The following is a 20,476-nucleotide window of genomic DNA, read 5'->3' as shown; positions in this document are numbered from 1 at the left end:
CAGGGCCGGAGCACAGGGCGGGCCGGTCAACACCGGAGCACAGGGCGGGCGGCCCGCTCAGCCCGCTGACGTCCGGCCCGCGCGGTGCCGTATCGCCGAGCCGTGCCGGTCCTTGACGATCTCCAGCTGGACCGGGATACGGCGGCGCAGATCGGCGACATGGCTGACGATGCCGACGCTGCGGTCCCGTTCGCGCAGCGAGTCCAGCACGTCCAGGACCTCGTCCAGCGTCTGGTCGTCAAGGCTGCCGAAGCCCTCGTCGATGAAGAGGGTGTCCAGCCGTACGCCGCCGGCCTCGTCCGTGACGACATCGGCGAGACCGAGCGCGAGGGCGAGCGACGCGAAGAACGTCTCGCCGCCGGAGAGCGTCGCGGTGTCGCGCGCGCTGCCCGTCCAGGCGTCGACGACCTGGAGTCCGAGGCCGGAGCGCCGCTGCCCGCCCGCCCTGGCGTCGGAGTGGACCAGGGCGTAACGGCCGGAGGACATGCGCTGGAGCCGTACGGTGGCGGCGGCGGCGACCTGTTCCAGGCGGGCGGCCAGGACGTAGGACTCCAGGCGCATCCGGCGTTCGTTGTCGGCGGAGGTGCCCGCGGTCAGGCCGGCGAGGCGGGCCACCCGGTCGTATTCCTCGCGCACCGGGCCGAGCCGGCGTACCTCTTCGCCGGCCGCCCGGGAGAGCCTGCCCAGTTCGGCACGGCGGTCATGGGCGGTGGCGCGGACGGACGACGCGTCGCGCAAAGCGCGCTCGGCCGCTTCCTGGGCGGCCCGCACGGCGTCGGGGGCGGCGGGCGGCCGCTCGGCGGCGGCCTTCGTCTCCGGTTCGGCGTGCCGGTCGGCGATCGCGGCGGCCTCGGCTCCCCAGTCGTCCAGGCGGTGCTGGAGTTCGCGCCGGGCGGTGTCGGTGAGCAGCGCGTCCGCGGCGGCGCGCGGGGTGTCGAAACCGGCCCGGAAGGCGGCGTCGGCGAGCCGGTCGTCCGCCTCCTTGAGGCGGAGCGCGGCGGCGTCGACGGCGCGTACGGTCCCGGCGGCCTCGGCGAGCCACCGGGCCCGGCGCTCCAGTTGTGACGCGCGCTCGGCGACGCTGTCCGCGTCTCCTCTGGCCCGGGTCAACTCGGCTCGCAGTGCTTCCTGTTCACGTTCGAGGGCTTCGCGCCGCGAGGCTCGCGCGACGACGCGCCGTTCGGCGTCGTGCTGGGCGGCGAGCCGGTCCTCGTGCTCACGCTCGGCGTGCGCGAGGGCCTCGCGGGCCGCGTGCGTACCGGCGGCGACGCCGTGCGCGGCGGCGTGTTCACGCTCCAACCGGCCGGTGAGGGAGGCGAGTTCGGCGAGGGGCGCCGTTCCGGCCGCCGCATGTGCCGCCGCGTACTCCTCGCGTACGGCCGCGTGCTCCCGCTCGCACTCGCCCTGGGCCTGTTCGGCGCGCTGATATGCGGCGAGGGCGGCGTCCTCGGCCGCCTGGTCCACCTGACCGTCCGTGGGGCGCGCGGGCGCGGGGTGGTCGGCGGAGCCGCAGACCGCGCAGGGTTCCCCCTCGGCGAGCCGGGCGGCGAGTTCGGCGGCGATGCCGTGCAACCGCCGTTCCCGCAGGTCCAGCCAGGCGGCCTTGGTGGTCAGGGTGCCGGCCTGGGCGGCGGTCAGCCGGTGCTGAGCGTCCGCGACCGCCGTTTCGAGGGCGTCACGGCGCCGGGCCGCCGCGAGCCGGTGGCGGGCCGGGTCGAGCTGCCCCGCGAGGTGTTCGGCTCGGGTGGCAGCCTCCTGGGCTTCTTCGATACGGTCCCGCAGCGCGCGGCGCGCCGGCTCCCAGCCGGCCAGCCAGCCCGCCGCGTCCTGGCGGATCTCCTCGTCGGCGCGCGCCTGCCGGTCCAGCTCCGCGCGCTCATCGGTGATCTCCGCGCTGCGCCGTTCGGCACGCCGGGCCGCGTCGAGCGCCCCGAGCTCCTGGCGCATGGACCTTTCCAGCGCGGCGAGTTGGTCCGCTCCGGCGTCGGCGAGGCCGGGCGGCAGCTGGTCCCTGGCACGGCCGTGAGCGGCCGACGCGTCGTGCTGTGCGCGCTCCGCGTCATCCCGCAGGGCGAGGGCCGGGCCGACCAGCTCCGCCTGATGGGCGCGCTCCAGCCGGATCCTGTTCCGCTCGTGCTCGGGGCGGCGGGCTTCCAGGGCCCCCGCGCGGAGCCGGGTTTCGGCGAACCTCCCCTGAAGGCGGGCCAGTTCACGCTCCGCGTCCAGCGCGATCCGGGCGGCGGCCGCCCGGCTCTCGGCGGCGGACAGCGCCGACTCGGCGATGTCGGCGTGCTCGTGGGCGGCGGAGCGGGCCAGTGCCGCCCATTCCAGGACGGCGGGGGCGAGCCCGGGATCGCCCGGCTGCCGGTCGGGCAGCGGCGCGGCCGAGGCGGCGCCCGCCGCCTGGGCGATGCGCTGGGCGATGCCGAGGAGCCGGTCGTCCCCGGCGCGTACCTCCCGCTCGGCGGTGCGGCGCAGCTCGGCGAGCCGTTCCTCGACGGCGGCGAACCTGCGGGTGTCGAAGAGCTGTCCGAGGAGCTTGCCGCGCGCTTCGGCGTCGGCGCGCAGGAAGCGCGCGAAGTCGCCCTGCGGCAGGAGGACGACCTGGCAGAACTGCTCCCTGCTCATCCCTCCGAGCAGCTGATGGATCTCCTCACCGATCTCCTGGTGGGATTTGCTCAGCGCCCGCCAGGCGCCGCCGTCCGCGTCGTACTCCCGCAGCAGGCTCTGTGCCCGCTCGGTGGTGTATCCTTTGCCGTTCTTCTTGGGGCGCGGCTGCGCGGGGCGCCGGGTGATCTCCAGGCGCCGTCCGCCCACGGTCAGTTCGAGGCGGACCTCGGTGTGGGTCCCGGCCGGGGCGTGGTCGCTGCGCAGTGAGGCGCCGGGGCTCTGGCGGGCGCCGGGTACGGCGGCGTACAGCGCGTAGCAGACGGCGTCGAGAACGGAGGTCTTCCCGGCGCCGGTCGGGCCGTGCAGCAGGAAGAGCCCGGCGGTGGAGAGTACGTCGAAGTCGACTTCCTGGGTGGTGGCGAAGGGGCCGAAGGCGGTGACGGCCAGCCGGTGCAGTCTCACGGGGCCACCTCGCGCACGGCGTCGTCGACCCGTACGTCGTCGAAGGCGCCGCGCAGCACGGTGCGTTCCCGCGCGTCGGGGCCTGACCCGCCCCGGACGTGGGCCACGAAGTCCTCCGCGATCTGCTGGTCGGTGCGGCCCGCGAGGCGCCGGGCGTACGAGGCGAGCGGGTCGTCGTCCGCCCGTTCGGGGTCGAAGGCCAGGCTGAGCGTGTACGGGAAGCGCCCGGCGAGCCGCGCCATCGGCTCCGGCGGGCGTACCGGGTCGGTGAGGGTCACCTCCGCCCAGGACTCCTCGTGGCGCTCCAGGGCAGGATCGCCGAGCAGGTCGTCGAGCCGGCCCCGGAGCCGGGCCAGGGGGCGCGGTACCGGGCAGTCGAGCCGCTCGGCCGTGATCTCGCCGTGTGGCCCCAGGTCCACCAGCCACATCGTCTTGCGGTGGGTGGTCTCGGAGAAGGAGTAGGCGAGCGGGGAGCCGGAGTACCGGACGCGCTCGGTGATCGTCTGGGCGCCGTGCAGATGTCCCAGGGCGACATAGTCGACGCCGTCGAAGATCCCGGCGGGCACGGCGGCGACCCCTCCGACGGTGATGTCCCGTTCGCTGTCACTGGGTGTGCCTCCGGCGACGAAGGCGTGCGCGAGGACGACGGAGCGGGTGCCGGGGGCGCGTGTCGCGAGGTCGGCCCGTACCCGCTCCATGGCGGCGCCGAGCACCGCTTCGTGTCCGGCTTTCGCCGCCTTGAAGGTGTCCCGGACCAGGGCGGGTTCGAGGTACGGCAGACCGTAGAGGGCGACCTCGCCATGGGTGTCGGAGAGCAGGACGGGGGTGGCGCAGCCGGCCGGGTCGGTGCGCAGGTGGATGCCGGCGCGTTCGAAGAGTCCCGCGCCCACGCCGAGCCTGCGGGCGGAGTCGTGGTTGCCGGAGATCATCACGGTCGGTACGCCGGCCTCGGCGAGGCGGTGCAGGGCCTGGTCGAAGAGTTCCACGGCGGTGAGCGGCGGTACGGCGCGATCGTAGACATCGCCCGCCACGAGGACCGCGTCGATGTCGTGGGTACGGACGCTCGCCACGAGGTGGTCGAGGAACGCGGCCTGCGCGTCGAGCAGGCTCACCCGGTGGAGCGACCGTCCGAGATGCCAGTCCGATGTATGGAGAAACCTCACGACGCGGCTCCGACCTGCATGTTCTCTCCCCGCCCTGGTGGCCACCCGTCGTGGCCGGTGCCGGACCCTCGTTCGGCGTTCGGCCCGGACCACGCTAACGCCCTTCGGCGCTTGATCGACACCGGTTGCCCGGGGCGCCTCATGCCATGGGCGGGCTCAGGCGTCCCCGTACGCCTCTCCGCCCAGCTCCAGCGCGGCCGTCCCGGCGGTGGTGTCGGCGAGCCAGGCGCGGAAGCCGTCCACGTCGCTGTCCGGCAGACCGATCCCGATCGTCACCGCCTCCGCGTACCGCACCTCGCGCACGGCGCGTCCGGTGGCGCGCAGATCGTTCTCCAGTTTCCCCGCCCGCTGGTGATCGACCGTGACGGTGGCGAGCCGGAAGCGCCGCCGGGTGAGGGTGCCGACGGCGTCCAGCGCTTCGCCGACCACTCCCCCGTACGCCCTGATCAGCCCGCCGGCGCCGAGCTTGACGCCGCCGTAGTAGCGGGTGACGACGGCGGCCGTGTACCGCACCTCCCGGCGCATCAGCATCTGCAGCATCGGCACCCCCGCCGTGCCGCCCGGCTCGCCGTCGTCACTCGCCTTCTGTACGGAGGCGTCGGCGCCGATCACGTACGCGAAGCAGTGGTGGCCGGCGGTCGGATGCTCCTTGCGGACGCGCGCGACGAACTCCTGCGCCTCCCGCTCGGTCGCGGCGGGCGCGAGCGCGCAGAGAAAGCGCGACCGGTTGATCTCGGTCTCGTGCACGCCCGCGCGGGCGACGGTCCGGTACTGCTCCTGCATCAGGCCAGCCTAGACGAGTCATTCCCGGCGGTCTTTGCCCCGTCCGGCCGGTCCTGTCCCACCGGTCCTGTCCGGCCGGTCCTGTCCGGCCGGTCCTGTCCGGCCGGTCCTGTCCGGCCGGTCCTGTCCGGCCGGTCCTGTCCGGCCGAACGGCAAGACCGGACGGCAAGGACCTTGAGCGTGCCGGGCCTCCCGGGAATGGCCGGGGCCGGCGGCCCGTTGAGCCGACATGTACGCGGACACAGAGACGATCGCCAGAATCCTCACCTCGACCGGTGACACCTGGGCCGTGGTGGGCCTGTCGGACAACCGGGGCCGGGCGGCCTACGGGGTCGCCGAGACCCTCCGGCGCTTCGGCAAGCGGGTCGTGCCGGTGCACCCGAAGGCCGAGACGGTCCACGGCGAACAGGGCTACGCGTCGCTCGCCGACATTCCCTTCCCCGTCGATGTCGTGGACGTCTTCGTCAACAGCGCGCTGGCCGGTCAGGTCGCGGACGAGGCGGTCGCGATCGGGGCGAAAGCCGTCTGGTTCCAGCTCGGCGTGATCGACGAAGCGGCGTACGAGCGCACCCGCGAGGCGGGGCTCGACATGGTCATGGACCGCTGCCCGGCGATCGAGATCGGTTCTCTCGCCTAGGGCGTGTCCAGGCGATCTTGTCGGATCAGCCTGTGCCGGGCCCCGGCGGAGCTTCGTCCGCACGGGCCTCTGACGCCGGTACCCGCCGGCCCCGCGCGAACGCGGGGTCGGCGGGTACCGGACGACCTGCCCGTGTGACCGGTTACTTCAGGCCGAACGCCCGGGTGACCGTCTGGCTGACGGCGTTGCCCTGCGTGTCCGTGGCGGTCGCGCGGATCGTCGCGAACGTGGCCTTCTTCGGGGCCTTGAGGGACGCGCGCCAGCCGCCGTTCACCTTGGTGAGCTGCTGCTTCTGCCAGGTGGCCCCGTCGTCGTACGAGACGTCGAGGGTGGCCGTGCGGATCGTGTCGGAGCTGGGCTGGCCCACCATGTGCGACGCGCTCAGGGTCAGCTTGCCGTTCCGCGCGGCCTTGCCCGCCTTGTCGGTGTCGACGGCGTAGTCCAGCTGGATCAGCGGCAGCGGTACGACCTTGTACTGCGGGCCGGCGGCGGAGTTGAAGGTCCACTCGGTGCGGGTCTTGACCGAGTAGGGGTTCTTCCACTTGCCGCGGGACTGCTCGCTGACGATGCGGTAGCGGCGGCTGTCCGAGCCCAGGCCGTCCACGTACGACGAGGTCTCACCACTGGAGCCCAGCAGGGTGTTGCCGAGGTAGTACGAGGTGGTCTGGCGCACGTCGGGGGTGACGGCCCAGCCTTCCCGGCCCGCGCCGGCGTCGCCCCAGCCCGGAACGACGGCGAAGAGGCCGTTGTCGAAGCGGAACACCGAGCCGCCCAGGTTACCGGGGTAGGTGAGACGGGGACGCTGGATCGGCGAGAACCACTGGTTGGAGACGGTGGTCCCGTTGCGGTACGTGCGGGCCGGCGCGGTCTCGCGGACCTCACCGATCACCGTCGCGGCCTCGGCCCACTTCACCTGGCCTTCGTTGGACACCCAGTCCGTGCGGTCGCCCTGCGCGGGGCGCGGCAGCTCCGTGCCGACGCCGACGAGGCTTCCCTCGCCGGGCCAGACGTCGTAGCGGAAGTCCTTGGCGTCCGCCTGGCGGTAGTTGCGGAACGACACGTTGACGCGGGTGAGGTCCTTCGCCCGGGGCCGGTAGGTCGGGTCCGAGGGCACCGCTCCGTCGAAGATGTGCACCAGGTCGTACAGATAGTCGGTGGTGGCGTGCGAGGTCACCGACAACTTGTCCTGGCCGGACCGGATCCGGCGGATCAGCTGCTCACCCTCGTCGTAGCCGAGCGAGGCGGTGGTGACGGGCGGGCTGCCCGCGTTCTCGTCCCACAGGTCGAGGCGGCCGGTCCCGTCGTTGACGACGAGCAGCAGCTTGGCACCGGCCTTCGCGGCGGCGGCCTGCTGCGCGGCGGGCGTCACGGAGGCGCTGCGCCGGACGACGGCCACCTGGCCACTGACCTTCAGGCGCTTGTAGTCGGCCGCCGAGCCCTCGCCCGCGAAGACCGCCTTCTCGTTCTTGGTGCCCGTGCGAAGCGGGGTCCTGCCCCGGACCACCAGCAGGTCGTCCAGGTCCTGGTACCGGGAGGAGATCTTCAGGGCGGGCTGCTCGTTGCGCCACCGCACGCGCATCTCGAACGAGCCGCCGGTGACCTTCTTACCGGTGGGCAGGGCCCACAGGCTGTCGTACGACGAGCCCACCGTGAAGCCGCTGTAGATGGCACCGGCGTCGCCGGTGGCGTCGAACATGAACCGGTAGTCGACCCGCAGCTGGGTGGTGGTGCTCTGCTTCGGGGTGGCGGCGGTCACCTTCTTCGCCTGGCGGGCGTCGAGGGTCAGGGTCGTGTCACCCTTCAGGTCCACCCGGGGCGCGGTGAGCAGCGCGAGGCCGCGTGAACTCTGCCCGTGGGCACCCTGCACCTCGACCAGGGCGCTGACGGCCCAGGGGCCGTCCGGCAGACGTACGGTCTCCGGACCGGCGCTCGACCAGAAGTACGTGTCGCCCTCACCCGTGCCCGACTGAAGCCGCAGCAGGGCCGGTACGGCCTTTCCTGAGCGGTCCTTCGTCACGATGGTGACGTTGCGCTGGGCGGGCTCCACGGCGACGGCGACGGCCGAGTGCGCGAGCACGGCGCCGGCGGACGACGCGGTGATCTGCCCGTCGTAGTTCCCCGCCGCGGCGGCGGCCTTGAGCTGGGTGGTGACCGTCACCTGGGCGGTACCACGGGCCGGCACGGTGACCCGGGAGGCGGAGAGGGTGAACAGCCCGCGCGGCGCGCGGGGGGCGTCGACCGCCAGGTCGAGCGTGACGGGGGAAGCGGACTTGTTGGTGTAGGTCACCTTGCGGTCGGCGGTGGCGTTCGCCGCGAACGGCAGCTGGTACACACCGGCCGAGACGGTGCCGGTGGCGAAGACGCCGGCCGCGGTCGCCGCCTGGGCGTCCAGCCGGCCGGCGCCGGTGCCGAACGCGCCGATGGCGGGGAGCTTCTTGGAGGTGCTGACCAGGGCGCTCTTGATCTCCTGGCCGGTCCAGTCGGGGTGGGCCGACGCCAGCAGGGCGGCGGCTCCGGCGACATGGGGGGTGGCCATGGAGGTGCCGCTCATGGTGACGTACGAGCCGGTGCCCGGTGAGTCCTGCGAGCGGGCGGCCAGCACGTCCACGCCCGGAGCGCTGATCTCGGGCTTGACGGCGCCGTCGCCGAAGCGCGGACCGCGGCTGGAGAAGCCGGCCAGCTGGTCGGAGCCGTCGACGGCTCCGACGGTGAGTGCCGCGTCGGCGGTGCCGGGGCTGGCGACCGTCTGGCCGGAGGGGCCGCTGTTGCCGGCGGCGATGACGAACAGCGCGCCGGTCTCGGCGCTCAGGTCGTTGACGGCCTGGCTCAGCGGGTCGCTGCCGTCGGAGGGCCCGGCTCCCAGGCTCATGCTGATGATCTTGGCGTGCTGGTCGCGGGCGGCCCACTCCATGCCGGCCAGGATCGACGACTCGGGGCCGGCGCCGGTGTCGTCCAGCACCTTTCCGATGATCAGCCCGGCGCTCGGCGCCACGCCCTTCTCCTTGCCGCCCGACGCCGCGCCGGTACCGGCCACCGTGGAGGCGACGTGGGTGCCGTGGCCGACGCGGTCCGTCACGGCGGTGGCGCCGGTACGGAAACCGGTGCCGGGGCCGCCGACGTTCGTGAAGTCGGCGGTCGCCACGGCCTTCCCCGTCAGATCGGGGTGGCCCACGTCCATGCCCGTGTCGAGGATCGCGACGTTGACGCCCTTGCCCGTGTTGCCGGCCGCCCAGACCTTCGAGGCCCCGATCTGCGCCGTCGTGTCCGCGAGGGTGGCCTTGACCTTGCGGTCCAGCCACACCTTGGCGATGCCGGAACCGAGACCCGGTACGGCTCGGCCGCCGTCCGCCAGGCCGGAGGCCGTCGCCGCGCCACCGGTGAGCGACGACCAGAGGTCGGCCGCCCGGTCGTGCGGGGTGCTCAGAGCCGCGCCGTTGATGCTGGACAGCGTCCGGGTCCTGGTCGCCCCCTTCGGCACCGCCTGCGCGCCCTTGGCCTTCGAGCCGTAGGTGACGATGAGCGGCAGCCGGTCGGTGTGCGTGTCGTCATAGCCGTCGGCCAGCAGCTTCGTCACGTTGAACAGGGCCTTGTCGAGCACCCCCGCCGAGACGTAGCGCATCGCGTGCAGCGGGTAGATGTAGGTGTCGCCGTCCTCGGTGGTCCGGTAGACCGGGACCTGGCGGCCCTGCGGGTCCGTCACGGAGGCGTTGACCGCGCCGCCCGCTCCACCGGTGACGGTGACCCGGTCGCCGGTGATCAGGGTGAGCGTCCGGGGCTTCCCCGACGCGGCGGCCACGGGGGCCGCTCCAAGGGCCGCCCCGAGAGCTGCTCCGGAGCGAATGCCTGACGATGTGTCCGAAGCTGATGCCGCCGGCACCATGGACAGCAGCGCCGCCGCGGTGGCGAGTGCGGTCAGCCGCAGGCCACTTCTCGGAATGCTGGGCACGTGTCTTCCTCACGTTTGAACAAGGAACGTTTGTTCGCATTCTTGAGGTGGTAGACGTTCTATTCCAACCTGTACGGCTGTCGCAGATGCGCATGGCACATATGCGCCACCGGCTCACCGGCGAGCATCCTCCGACCGGCGCCCGAATCGGTGAACCGCCTCGGTGATCCGCCTCGATGCACCGCCTCGGTGGACCGATCGGTGCCGTGGACTTCGCGCCCGGACTCAGCGCCCCGGCGGGATGGAGACGGACATGATCAGCTCGACCGGATCCGGGCCGTCGTTGCGATAGGCGTGCGGGACGTTCGCCTCGAAAGCCGCCGACGCGCCCGCCGGCACGGGATGCGGTGCGCCGTCCACGACGAGCGTCAGCTCACCGGCGGTCACATGGAGCAGTTCGACGGTGCCCGGCGGATGCGGGTCCGAGGCATTGCCCTCGCCCGGTTCCAGCGTCCAGGACCACAGCTCGACGGGACCCCGGGCCTCGCCGCCGACCAGCAGGGTGGTGCGACTGCCGGCCGGGGTGGACCACATCCGTACGGCCTGGCTCTCGGGCACGATCCTGACCTGCGGGCCCTGCTCGTGGTCGAGGAGCGTGGCGATGGAGACACCGAGAGCATCGGCGATCTTGACCGTGGTACCGACGCTCGGATTGGTACGGGCCTGCTCGATCTGGATGATCATGCCCCGGCTGACCCCGGCCCGGGCGGCCAGGGCGTCGAGCGTGAAGCCGCGTTCGCTTCGCCAGCGCTTGAGGTTGCGGGCGAGCGACTGGGTGAGCTGGTCGAGATCCGACACATTCCGTCCAATATATTCAATGAAACCGTTCATCGCACTGTACTGCGCCTCCCACCACGGCGTTCGCCCCCGCCGGCAACACACCGTGGACGGGCATCCGGCCGTCGATCAGGCGGTCGAGCAGGCCGTCGAAACAGCAAGGGTTGGCTGAAATCAGTTGACCACAGCGGACATTGACGTCACGTCAGGAGGGGCGCCCAGGGCCGTACGGGCGACCACGACGTCCGTACGGGCTGGGCCGTACGCCCAGCGGGCGCAGAGGACACGGCCCTGTGCGGGCACCCCGCTTACCATGCCGTCCGTGTCCGACGGGTGACTTCGGGACGAACTCCTCCGTTGTGTGGGCTCCGGCCGTTCCTGGGCCTTCCGCGCTCCTTCCCGTGGCTAGCATGAGCGCCACATGTGGTGCGGAAGATCGCCGTCCCCATCGGTGTCCGATCCCGCCCGTGCGGCCGAAGCGCGCTGGTCGGCCGGTCTGTTTCCCCCCGCACTCAAGTACCGAGGGACCGCGGAATGTCAGTGCCTGTCGCCCCCAGTCCGCACCGCATACGCAAAACACGCTCGTCGCTCGCCCTGCCCCTGGCTGTGCTGGTCGTGGCCGGCGCGGCCGGTGCCACGGTGGCCGCGCTGGCCCCCACGCCGGCCCGTACCTGGGTGACCGCCACCGCCGCGGCCGCCTGGCTCTGTGTGGCGGCCGCCGTCGTGACCTCCGCGCTGCTGCTGCGGCGCGGCCGGCGCGGCGCGGTCTCGGCGGACAGTGAGATCAGGACGGCGCAGACCCAGCTGGCCCAGGCCGGCGCGGACTCCGCCCACCTCCTCAACGTCACGCTGCCCACGGTCGTCAAGCGGCTGCGCGACGGCGCGAGCGCGGAGGAGGCACTCGCGGCCACCCCCTCACTCTCCGACCCCCAGCTGCGGCGCGTCCTCCAGGTGTTCGCCACCGAGGTGGCCTCCTCCGAGCTGCGCGCGTCCCGGGCGGCCACCGACCGCGACACCGCGGTGGCCCGGCTGACCCAGGCGGCCGACGACCTGGACCTGCTGACCACGAAGACGCTGCCCGCCGCCATCGGCGGGCTGCGCTCCGGCGGCTCGGCGGACACCGTGCTCGCCACCATCGAGCCGCCCGCCGACCCGCGGCTGCGGATCCTGGTCGACTCGCTGGTCCGGGACTTCGCCACCAGTGAGCGGCGGGCCGCCGCCGCCCAGGCGGCCAGCGCCAAGGCGTTGAGCCGGGTCCAGGCGAAGGCCGTCAGCATGCTCGCCGATCTGCGCGAGATGCAGGACCGGCACGGCGAAGAGGTGTTCGGAGACCTCCTCCGGCTCGACCACAACACCTCCCAGCTCGGGCTGCTCACCGACCGGCTGGCGCTGCTGATGGGCGGCCGCGCGAGCCGTGCGTGGAACAAGCCGATCGGCATGGAGAGCATCCTGCGCGGCGCCGTCGGCCGGATCGCCGCCTACCAGCGGGTCCGGCTGCACTGCTCCAGCAATGCCGCGATCGCCGGATTCGCCGCCGAAGGCGTGATGCACCTGCTGGCCGAGCTGATGGACAACGCGGCGAACTTCTCGCCACCGATCGACGAGGTCCATGTCTACGTCGAGGAGCGCACCGCGGGCATCGTGGTGACCATCGAGGACAGCGGCCTGAAGATGGCCGACGCCGCGATGCGGCGGGCCGAGGAGTCCGTGTCGGGACGGGTCACCGACCTGGCCCTGCTCCAGGGCACCCGGCTCGGTCTCGCCGTGGTCGGCCGGCTCGCCGCCAAGTACCACATGAGCGTCAACTACCGTCCGTCGTCGCGCGGTGGCACCGGCGTCGTGGTGCTGTTCCCGCCCCAGCTTCTCGCCCAGCAGCGCGGTATGGCTCCTGAGCAGTCCCTGCGGCGCCCGGCCCCGGAGGCGACCGTACCCGCGCAGGCGTCACCTCCGGTCGTGTCCGCCCCGTCGGCGCCGGCCGTCCTCCCCTCCCCGTCCGCCCCGGGGGGCGGCCCCCGGGTGGCGACGCCCAACGGCCTCCCGGTGCGTCCGCCCGGCCGCACCATGGCCGCCGCCGACCGGGGCAGGCCGCAGCCGGACACGGAGACCGGGACGGCGGGGCCGCCCCGCGACGCGGGCTCCCAGTTCGGGGCCTTCCACCGCGCGCGGCGCTCCCCCGACAGCAGGCCCGGGACTCCCCGCGAGTAACGGCACGCTCTCCCGTACGGCGCCCGGGGGATCGGCGCCCGCACCCCCCACCCAGAACGCGAGATTGGAGGCACGGGCTGGTGACCGGCTTACCGGGCATAACCCGCCCCACGCACACCATGCAGACCACTGACAACAGCCTGACCTGGCTCCTGGAGAGCCTGTTGGAACGCACCCCCGGGACGCGTCATGCCCTGGTGCTCTCACGTGACGGGCTGAAGCTCTGCTGGAGCCGTCATCTCACCCTCGACCAGGCCGACCAGCTGGCCGCCATCTGCTCCGGGATCCAGGCGCTCGCACAGGGCGCCTCGGTCGAGTTCGGCAACGGCACCGGCGGCGTACGGCACTCCATGACCGAGTTCCACGGTGGACTGCTGTTCATCGTCGAGGCCGGCGACGGGGCCCACCTGGCGGTCGTGGCCGAGGACGGCGCCGACCCCGGCGTGGTGGGCCACCAGATGACCGAGCTGGTCGAACAGATCGGTGAGCATCTGCGGGCCGAGCCGCGCACACCGGTCCAGGAGAGTTCCCCGTCATGACCCGCCGGCCCGTCGACACGGGGGATCCCGACCGGCTGTACACCGTCACCGGTGGCCGCAGCCGCGCCGACGACGACACGTTCGACCTGGTCACCCTGATCGTCAGCGAGTGCGAACCGGCGCCGGGCATGCAGTCGGAGCATGTCCGGATCCTCGGCCTGTGCCGTCATCCCACGGCGGTCGTCGAGATCTCCGCCGAGCTGCGGCTGCCGGTGATGGTGGTACGGATCCTCCTCGGCGATCTGCTGGCGACGGGCAAGATCACCGCTCGGCATCCCCGGGCGGCACGCTCGGTCGCCGAGCTGCCCGACTCCGCGTTCCTGAAGGAGGTGCTCCATGGACTCCGCAATCTCTGAACTGCCCGCGCGTACGCCGCTGGCCGACGCCGCCGAGACGGGGCTGAAGATCGTCGTCGTGGGCGGGTTCGGGGTCGGCAAGACCACACTCGTCCGGTCGGTGAGCGAGATCCGTCCGCTCAACACCGAAGAGGTCATGACCCAGGCCGGGGTCGGCGTCGACGAGACGGCCGGGCTGACCACGAAGACCACCACGACCGTGGCCTTCGACTTCGGCCGCATCAGCCTCAACGAGCGCATGGTGCTCTATTTGTTCGGGGCGCCGGGCCAGGAGCGGTTCTGGTTCCTGTGGGACCGGCTCTTCTCGGGCACGCTGGGCGCGGTCGTCCTCGTCGACACCCGGCGGATGAGCGAGTCCTGGTACGCCATCGACCGGCTGGAGCACCACAAGACGCCCTTCGTGGTCGCGGTGAACCGCTTCGACGACGACGCCTCGGCCTTCTCGCTCGCGGAGATCCGGCAGGCGCTGTCCCTGCCGGAGCACGTCCCGCTGATCGACTGCGACGCGCGGGTGCGCTCCTCCGGCAAGAACGTTCTGATCACCCTCGTGGACCACCTCTACGAACTGGCCATGGCACGGGAGATGACCCCATGACCGAACCCGCAGGACCCTCGTCCGACCAGGCCCCGCCACCGGGCTGCCCCGCACACGCGGGCGCGGTACCGCTGAGCGGGCTGGAATACCAGCAGACCCCGTCCCAGCTGTACCGCAACCTGCGCAGGGAACACGGCGCGATCGCCCCGGTCCTGCTCGAAGGGGACGTACCCGCCTGGCTGGTGCTCGGTTACTCCGAGGTCTCGTACGTCACCGGCCACGACGAGCTGTTCGCCCGTGACTCGCGGCGCTGGAACCAGTGGGACGCCATCCCCGCCGACTGGCCGCTGATGCCGTTCGTCGGCTATCAGCCGTCCGTCATGTTCACCGAGGGCGCGGAGCACCAGCGGCGGGCCGGGGTGATCACCGAAGCACTGGAGGGGGCGGATCAGTTCGAACTCGCCCATGTGTGCAGGGAGATCGCCGAGGGGCTCATCGACGCCTTCGCCGGCAGCGGCCAGGCCGAGCTGATGACCGGCTACGCGTACGCGCTGCCGATGCGCGCGGTCGTCGTGCTCTGCGGCATGCCGACCGACGGCGTGGACACCGACGATCTCGTACGGGACCTGCGGCTCACGGTGGACGCCGCCGAGGGCGACGACCCGGTCGCCGCCTATCTGCGGGTGCAGGACCGTATCGAGCAGCTGGTGAAGGAGAAGCGGAACGCGCCGGGCGCGGACATCACGTCCCGGATGCTGAACCATCCGGCCGGGCTGACGGACGAGGAGATCGTCAAGGACCTGATCACCATCATCGCCGCCGCCCAGCAGCCGACGGCCAACTGGATCTGCAACACCCTGCGACTGCTGCTGACCGACGACCGGTTCGCGCTGAACGTGTCCGGCGGCCGGCTCAGCGTCGGCCAGGCGCTCAACGAGGTGCTGTGGCTGGACACCCCGACGCAGAATTTCATCGGGCGCTGGGCGGTGCGCGACACCCAGCTCGGCGGGCGGCACATCAAGGCGGGCGACTGCCTGGTACTGGGACTGGCGGCGGCCAACACGGATCCGCAGATCTGGCCCGAGGGGCACATAGGCGCGGAGAACTCGGCGCATCTCTCCTTCAGCAACGGTGAGCACCGCTGCCCGTACCCGGCTCCGCTGCTGGCCGACGTGATCGCCCGCAGCGCGATCGAGACGCTGCTGGAGCGGCTGCCCGACGTGGTCCTGGACGTGGAACCGCACGAGCTGACCTGGCGGCCCTCGATCTGGATGCGCGGTCTGCACGCGCTGCCGGTGCGGTTCACCCCCGTGGTGCAGTGAACGGGGGCGCGGTGAACGGACTGCGGTGAACGGACTGCGGTGAACAGGCCGCGGTGAAAAGGGTGGTGCGCCGACACGGCGGCGAACCGGTGCGGTGAGAGCCGTGCGGTGCGGCCGGCCGCCGGGCCCGGGGGTTTCTCGGGCCCGGCGGTCGCCGTCATGCCGTGACGGGGGTGAAGACCACCGGCAGGGACTGCGGTCCGCGGGTGAACACTCCCTGCTCGACCGGGTCGAACCCGTCGGCCAGCCGGACGTCGGGCATGGCGTCGAGCAGTTGGTTGACGCCGGTCTGGACCTCCGCCTTGGCCAGCAGGGCGCCGACGCAGAAGTGCCGTCCGAGGGCGAAGGCCAGGTGGTCGGCGGCCGCGGAGAAGGCGGTCGTGGTGGTCAGATCGTCGCGGAAGATGTTGAAGGTGTCCGGCTCCTGGTAGTGGGAGTCGTCGCGGTTGGCCGCGCCGATCAGACAGGTGACCGTGGCGCCCGCGGGTATGGTGCCGCCGCTCAGCTCGACGTCCTTGGCGGTCTGACGCATGATCATGTGGACCGGCGGGGTGAACCGGAGGGTTTCGGCGAACGCCCGGTCGATCAGGGTGCGGTCCCGCTGTACGGCCGCGAGCTGCTCGGGGTGCAGCAGCAGATTCGCGAAGATGCTGGCGATCGCCTTGTCCGTGGTCTCGCCGCCGGCGGCGAGCAGCAGACTGCAGAACGCCTTGATGTCCTCGTCGCTCATCCGTACGCCGTCGACCTCGGCGGCGCAGAGCGTGGAGAGCAGATCCTCGCCGAGGTTGTCCCGCCGGCTCCGGATGATCGGGATCATGTACTCGGCGAACTCCACACGGGTCCGTTCGCCGGCTGCCGTGACCTCCTGGTCGCCGGAGAGATTGCCCAGGAAGTTGATGACGGCGGTGTACCAGCCGTGGAACCGGACGTGGTCGGCCTTGTCCAGGCCGAGCATGTCGGCGATGACGTTGACCGGGAAGCGGGTGGCGAAGGCCTCCACCAGGTCGACGGAGCCGGTGTGCCGGAACGTGTCGATCAGTTCGCGGGCGTTGCGGTCGATGACCGGCAGGAACTTCTGCTGGAGGTCGCTGCCCCGGAAGGCGGGGGCGACCAGCGCCCGGCGCACCGCGTGCTCCCGTCCGCTGAGCTGGAGGATCGTCTTCCCGTGTACGGGCTCGACCTGCCAGTCGTAGTTGTCGGTCGTGAACACCGACTCCTTGTCCTTGAAAGCCCGCTCGACGTCGTCGTACCGCGAAATCACATAGCTCCGGGTGGCCTCGTGCCAGAAGAGCGGAGCGGTCTCCCGCATCACGCGGTAGGCCGGATAGGGATTCTCGGCGAACTCGGGCGACAGGATGTCGGGGACCTGCTGTGCAGTGGCCATGAAGCTCCCTCGATCGGCACTGGCCCGAGCTGCAACGGGCCACACCTACAAGGTTATTGATCATTCGTCGCCAAAAACAGCCAACTCTTGGCCGACCTGGCGTCGGGTGCGCTATGGGAGGCGTCGACGGCGCCGGTGCGCATGCCACCGAGCCGCCCGGCGTCCGGGCGGCTCGGTCTGCGGGGAAGGGGTGGCCGGCCGGTCAGTCGGCGGCGGGGACGGCGTCCGGCTCGGCCGTCGCCGGCGTGGACTCCGCCCGCGCGGCGGCCTTCTTGGCACGGTTCTTCAGGACGAGCATCGAGACGAGCCCGATGAGCACGGCGAGCACCAGTCCGAGCCAGGAGAAACGCTTGAGCCATGCCTCGGCGACCACACCCACCGAGTAGATGACCGCCGTCGTACCGCCGGCCCAGACGATCCCGCCCAGTACGTTGGCGATCAGGAACTTCCAGTACGGCATGCGCAGCACGCCCGCGAGCGGTCCCGCGAAGATACGCAGCAGGGCGACGAAGCGGCCGAAGAAGACCGCCCACATGCCCCACTTCTCGAATGACCGCTCCGCCAGGGCGATCTGGCCCTCGCCGAAGTGCTTGGGGAATTTGGCCCCGAGCCAGCCGAGCAGCGGACGGCCGCCCTTGCGGCCGATGGCGTAGCCGATCGAGTCGCCGATGATCGCTCCGGCCGTGGCGCAGGCGCCGAGGATGTACGGGTTGAGGTCGCCGTGCTGGGAGGCGAGCAGGGCCGCGCTGACGAGGACGATCTCGCCCGGCAGCGGGATGCCGAGGCTTTCGAGCCCGATGACCAGCGCCACGAGGACATAGATACTGACGGCCGGAACCGTCTCGAGCCACTCCTGGACGTGCACAGCCGGTTCCTCCGTCAATCCTTGTCCACCCCCGGGCCGCCACGGGCCCGGCGTGCGCCACGCGGGCGCCCGCCGGGAAGCCTACCTGGTGGCCGGATGCCGGACGTCAGGGTGCCCAAGGGGCCGGAGGGCGGAGATCCGGCTGGTCAGGAGCTCGGGCGCAGGGTCCACACGACGGTCATCCCGCCCGTGACGGCGCCGTCCTCGCGGGTGAGGGCGATGGACACGGGGAATTCGGGGCGCTCTCCGGCGTCCAGCTCCGCGACGACCTCCGCCACCGGCCGGCCCAGGGTCGCGGTGGCCGTGACGGGTCCCATGGCGAGTTTCTTATAGCCGATTTCCGCCTTGACAGCGAGGGGAACGGCCCGGTGGAGCTGGTCGCCGAAGGCGGCGAGCACGATGGCACCGCTCGCGGACTCGGCGAGCGTGAACATCGCGCCGGCGTGCGGTCCGCCGACATGGTTGTGGAAGTCGGACCGGTCCGGCAGCCGGAGGACGGCACGCTCCGCGGTGGTCTCCAGGAACTCCAGCCGGAGGGTCCTGACCATGGGGACGGTGGCGGCGAGCATGTCGCCGACGGACATCTGATCAGCGCTCATGAGCATGATGTTACCCACGAGTAGATGAATGTGGCCATCCCCTGGAGGCCGCGACCGTCCGGAGACCGGGCGGGTGCCCGTGTGCGTCAGCCGATGCTGAACGCTCCGTCGGGCGGCCTGGGTGAGGGAACCGCGCCCGCGTCCCGTACCGGCACCGCGTCCCCGATGAGCCGGCGCAGCGACGGGCCGTGCTCGACCCGGGCGGGAAAGGCGTCGGACGCGGCGCGGCGGGCCAGGGCCGCCGTGTCGATCGCGGTGTGCGAGGCGACCAGTACGGCGTTGCCGAAACGGCGGCCTCGCAGCATGGCGGGCTCCGCGATGAGTGCCAGTTCCTCGAAGACGGCCGCGAAGGTGGCCAGTTGGGAGCGGAGGAAGTCGAAGGGCGCCCCGTCGGCCAGGTTGGCGGCGTAGACCCCGTCGGTACGCAGGACCCGCTCGGCCTCCCGCGCGTATTCGACGGAGGTGATGTGGGCGGGGATCCGCGAGCCGCCGAAGACATCGGCGATCAGCACGTCGGCGGAGCGGGCCGGGGCGGCTTCGAGCCAGCGGCGGGCATCCGCGCCGTGCAGGGTGATCCCGCTGCCGTCCGGTATCGGCAGCCGCTCGGCGACCAGCGCCAGCAGCCCGGCGTCGGCCTCCACCACCCGCTGCCGCGATCCGGGCCGGGTCGCGGCCACGTAGCGGGGCAGGGTGCAGGCACCGCCGCCGAGGTGGAGCACGGTGAGCGGATCGCCTTCACCGGCGGCGCGGTCGACGACATGGGCGAGGCGCCGCACGTATTCGAACTCCAGATGCGTGGGCTCGTCCAGATCGACGTACGACTGGGGCGCACCGTCGACCGTCAGCAGCCAGGCTCTCTCCCGGTCCACGTCGGGCAGCAGCTTGGCGGTGCCGTGGTCCACGGCACGGATGACGGGGATCGCTTCGTTCACCCGGCCATTGTCCACCGTGCGCCACCGGCTCCGGGCCCCCCGGGCGGGCCGTGCCCGGCCCCGCGCCCGCTCCCCCGGTCGGGAGACGGACGCGGGGCCCCTGGTCAGAGCAGCGACGTGACCGTACCGGCACCGACGGTGCGGCCGCCCTCACGGATCGCGAAGCCGAGTCCCGGCTCCAGCGGTACGTCGCGTCCCAGCTCCACGGTCATGGTGACCGTCTCCCCGGGCCGGGCGACGGCCGCTTCGCCGAGGTCGATGTCGCCGACCACGTCGGCCGTACGGATGTGGAACTGCGGCCGGTAGCCGCTGCCCACCGGTGTCCCGCGGCCGCCCTCACGGGCGGAGAGCAGGTAGACCCGCGCGGTGAAGCGCCGGCTCGGGACGACGCTGGCGGGCGCCGCCACCACCTGGCCGCGCCGGACCGCGTCGCGCGGCATGCCGCGCAGCAGCAGCGCGACGTTGTCCCCGGCCTCGGCGGATTCCATCGGCTTGCCGAAGGTCTCCAGACCGGTGACCGTGCTCATCTTCGGACCCGTCGCGGCGCCGAGCACCTCCACCTGGTCGCCGACGCGCACGGTGCCGCGCTCGACGGCCCCGGTGACGACCGTGCCGCGACCGGTGATGGTGAGGACGTTCTCCACCGGGAGAAGGAACGGCGCGTCCGCGTACCTGATGGGCATCGGTACGTACGTGTCGACGGCGTCGAGCAGCGCCTCCACGGACGCCGTCCAGCGCGGGTCGCCCTCCAGCGCCCGCAGGCCCGAGACCCGCAGGACGGGCGCCGCGTCACCGCCGTAACCGTGCTGGGTGAGGAGTTCGCGGACCTCCAGCTCGACCAGATCGGTCAGCTCGTCGTCGCCCGCGTCGGCCTTGTTGAGGGCGACGACGATGTGGTTGACGCCGACCTGACGGGCCAGCAGGACGTGCTCGGCGGTCTGCGGCATGATCCCGTCGAGCGCGGAAACGACCAGGATCGCCCCGTCGAGCTGGGCGGCTCCGGCCACCATGTTCTTGACGTAGTCGGCGTGACCGGGCATGTCCACGTGCGCGTAGTGCCGGGTGTCGGTCTCGTACTCGACGTGCGCGATGTTGATGGTGATGCCACGGGCGGCCTCCTCAGGAGCCCGGTCGATACGGTCGAAGGGGACGAACGTGCCGGTCCCCCGGTCGCTGAGGACCTTGGTGATGGCGGCGGTCAGCGTGGTCTTGCCGTGGTCGACGTGGCCCATGGTGCCGATGTTGAGGTGCGGCTTGGTGCGCACGTATGCCGTCTTGGGCATGATTCCCTACCGGACTCGAAGCGTGAGAGGGACCCCCGGGCCTTGCCGACCCTCCCCCTGTGGGGTCCGCCGGACGAT

The 20,476-nt window shown here is 72.1% G+C and carries 16 protein-coding genes; 6 read left to right on the top strand and 10 right to left on the bottom strand.

Going from position 1 to position 20,476, the window contains the following annotated elements:
* Positions 1–57 precede the first annotated feature (57 nt).
* From ACIBAE_RS21105 to ACIBAE_RS21095, 3 genes are all read right to left on the bottom strand, one after another.
* Positions 58–3,072: an AAA family ATPase gene (locus ACIBAE_RS21105; RefSeq protein ID WP_399287641.1), complete on the bottom strand. Its 3,015-nt coding sequence runs from the start codon at positions 3,070–3,072 to the stop codon at positions 58–60.
* Positions 3,069–4,235 (bottom strand): exonuclease SbcCD subunit D, encoded by a 1,167-nt coding sequence (locus tag ACIBAE_RS21100; protein ID WP_399287639.1) that lies wholly within the window; start codon positions 4,233–4,235, stop codon positions 3,069–3,071. The genes ACIBAE_RS21105 and ACIBAE_RS21100 overlap by 4 nt, the downstream gene beginning before the upstream one ends.
* A 156-nt stretch (positions 4,236–4,391) precedes the next feature.
* Positions 4,392–5,018, bottom strand: a complete 627-nt coding sequence (locus tag ACIBAE_RS21095; protein ID WP_399287637.1) for a YigZ family protein — start codon at positions 5,016–5,018, stop codon at positions 4,392–4,394.
* A gap of 229 nt (positions 5,019–5,247) precedes the next feature.
* On the opposite strand from ACIBAE_RS21095, the gene ACIBAE_RS21090 reads away from it, so the two are divergent.
* A complete protein-coding gene (locus ACIBAE_RS21090) occupies positions 5,248–5,655 on the top strand; it encodes a CoA-binding protein (RefSeq protein ID WP_399287635.1) in 408 nt (135 codons plus the stop codon).
* A gap of 142 nt (positions 5,656–5,797) precedes the next feature.
* Here the strand turns inward: ACIBAE_RS21090 and ACIBAE_RS21085 are convergent, their stop codons facing one another.
* Both ACIBAE_RS21085 and ACIBAE_RS21080 read right to left on the bottom strand, forming a co-directional pair.
* A complete protein-coding gene (locus ACIBAE_RS21085) occupies positions 5,798–9,601 on the bottom strand; it encodes a S8 family serine peptidase (protein ID WP_399287633.1) in 3,804 nt (1,267 codons plus the stop codon).
* Positions 9,602–9,826: 225 nt separating this feature from the next.
* The gene (locus tag ACIBAE_RS21080) at positions 9,827–10,399 is read right to left on the bottom strand and encodes a helix-turn-helix domain-containing protein (protein ID WP_399287630.1); all 573 of its coding nucleotides are present in this window, start codon (positions 10,397–10,399) and stop codon (positions 9,827–9,829) included.
* A gap of 513 nt (positions 10,400–10,912) precedes the next feature.
* On the opposite strand from ACIBAE_RS21080, the gene ACIBAE_RS21075 reads away from it, so the two are divergent.
* The 5 genes from ACIBAE_RS21075 to ACIBAE_RS21055 all read left to right on the top strand — a co-directional run bounded on the left by ACIBAE_RS21075 (position 10,913) and on the right by ACIBAE_RS21055 (position 15,335).
* Positions 10,913–12,583 carry an ATP-binding protein gene (locus ACIBAE_RS21075; protein WP_399287627.1) on the top strand — a complete coding sequence of 557 codons (1,671 nt, stop codon included), beginning with the start codon at positions 10,913–10,915 and terminating at the stop codon, positions 12,581–12,583.
* A 119-nt stretch (positions 12,584–12,702) separates the two neighbouring features.
* Positions 12,703–13,122, top strand: coding sequence for a roadblock/LC7 domain-containing protein (locus tag ACIBAE_RS21070; protein WP_399287625.1), 420 nt, complete (start codon positions 12,703–12,705; stop codon positions 13,120–13,122).
* Entirely contained in the window at positions 13,119–13,478 is a 360-nt protein-coding gene (locus tag ACIBAE_RS21065) for a DUF742 domain-containing protein (protein WP_399287623.1), read from the top strand. Before ACIBAE_RS21070 ends, ACIBAE_RS21065 begins: the two co-directional genes overlap by 4 nt.
* Positions 13,459–14,073, top strand: coding sequence for a GTP-binding protein (locus ACIBAE_RS21060; protein ID WP_399287620.1), 615 nt, complete (start codon positions 13,459–13,461; stop codon positions 14,071–14,073). Before ACIBAE_RS21065 ends, ACIBAE_RS21060 begins: the two co-directional genes overlap by 20 nt.
* A complete protein-coding gene (locus tag ACIBAE_RS21055; RefSeq protein ID WP_399287617.1) occupies positions 14,070–15,335 on the top strand; it encodes a cytochrome P450 in 1,266 nt (421 codons plus the stop codon). The genes ACIBAE_RS21060 and ACIBAE_RS21055 overlap by 4 nt, the downstream gene beginning before the upstream one ends.
* A gap of 157 nt (positions 15,336–15,492) precedes the next feature.
* Here the strand turns inward: ACIBAE_RS21055 and ACIBAE_RS21050 are convergent, their stop codons facing one another.
* The 5 genes from ACIBAE_RS21050 to tuf form a co-directional block, all read right to left on the bottom strand.
* Entirely contained in the window at positions 15,493–16,719 is a 1,227-nt protein-coding gene (locus tag ACIBAE_RS21050; RefSeq protein WP_399287614.1) for a cytochrome P450, read from the bottom strand.
* A gap of 202 nt (positions 16,720–16,921) precedes the next feature.
* Positions 16,922–17,584: a DedA family protein gene (locus ACIBAE_RS21045; protein WP_399287611.1), complete on the bottom strand. Its 663-nt coding sequence runs from the start codon at positions 17,582–17,584 to the stop codon at positions 16,922–16,924.
* Between the two features lie 146 nt (positions 17,585–17,730).
* On the bottom strand, positions 17,731–18,183 hold the full coding sequence (locus ACIBAE_RS21040; protein WP_399287609.1) for a DUF4442 domain-containing protein: 453 nt from the start codon (positions 18,181–18,183) through the stop codon (positions 17,731–17,733).
* An 86-nt stretch (positions 18,184–18,269) separates the two neighbouring features.
* The gene (locus ACIBAE_RS21035) at positions 18,270–19,115 is read right to left on the bottom strand and encodes a spermidine synthase (RefSeq protein ID WP_399287607.1); all 846 of its coding nucleotides are present in this window, start codon (positions 19,113–19,115) and stop codon (positions 18,270–18,272) included.
* Positions 19,116–19,219: 104 nt separating this feature from the next.
* Positions 19,220–20,398: an elongation factor Tu gene (tuf, locus tag ACIBAE_RS21030; RefSeq protein ID WP_399287604.1), complete on the bottom strand. Its 1,179-nt coding sequence runs from the start codon at positions 20,396–20,398 to the stop codon at positions 19,220–19,222.
* Positions 20,399–20,476 lie beyond the last annotated feature (78 nt).

Origin of the sequence: Streptomyces sp. NPDC051569, assembly GCF_044454085.1 — a bacterium.
In the GTDB taxonomy this organism is placed as follows: Bacteria; Actinomycetota; Actinomycetes; order Streptomycetales; family Streptomycetaceae; genus Streptomyces.
Note: the sequence above shows the minus strand (reverse complement) of the source record. Positions and strands in the feature narration are given on the sequence as shown.

Coding starts and splice junctions, on each gene's coding strand:
- ACIBAE_RS21090 (WP_399287635.1), top strand. CDS start 5,248: ATGTACGCGGACACAGAGACGATCGCCAGAATCCTCACCTCGACCGGT.
- ACIBAE_RS21060 (WP_399287620.1), top strand. CDS start 13,459: ATGGACTCCGCAATCTCTGAACTGCCCGCGCGTACGCCGCTGGCCGAC.
- ACIBAE_RS21050 (WP_399287614.1), bottom strand. CDS start 16,719: ATGGCCACTGCACAGCAGGTCCCCGACATCCTGTCGCCCGAGTTCGCC.
- ACIBAE_RS21095 (WP_399287637.1), bottom strand. CDS start 5,018: ATGCAGGAGCAGTACCGGACCGTCGCCCGCGCGGGCGTGCACGAGACC.
- ACIBAE_RS21075 (WP_399287627.1), top strand. CDS start 10,913: ATGTCAGTGCCTGTCGCCCCCAGTCCGCACCGCATACGCAAAACACGC.
- ACIBAE_RS21055 (WP_399287617.1), top strand. CDS start 14,070: ATGACCGAACCCGCAGGACCCTCGTCCGACCAGGCCCCGCCACCGGGC.
- ACIBAE_RS21040 (WP_399287609.1), bottom strand. CDS start 18,183: ATGAGCGCTGATCAGATGTCCGTCGGCGACATGCTCGCCGCCACCGTC.
- ACIBAE_RS21065 (WP_399287623.1), top strand. CDS start 13,119: ATGACCCGCCGGCCCGTCGACACGGGGGATCCCGACCGGCTGTACACC.
- ACIBAE_RS21070 (WP_399287625.1), top strand. CDS start 12,703: ATGCAGACCACTGACAACAGCCTGACCTGGCTCCTGGAGAGCCTGTTG.
- tuf (WP_399287604.1), bottom strand. CDS start 20,398: ATGCCCAAGACGGCATACGTGCGCACCAAGCCGCACCTCAACATCGGC.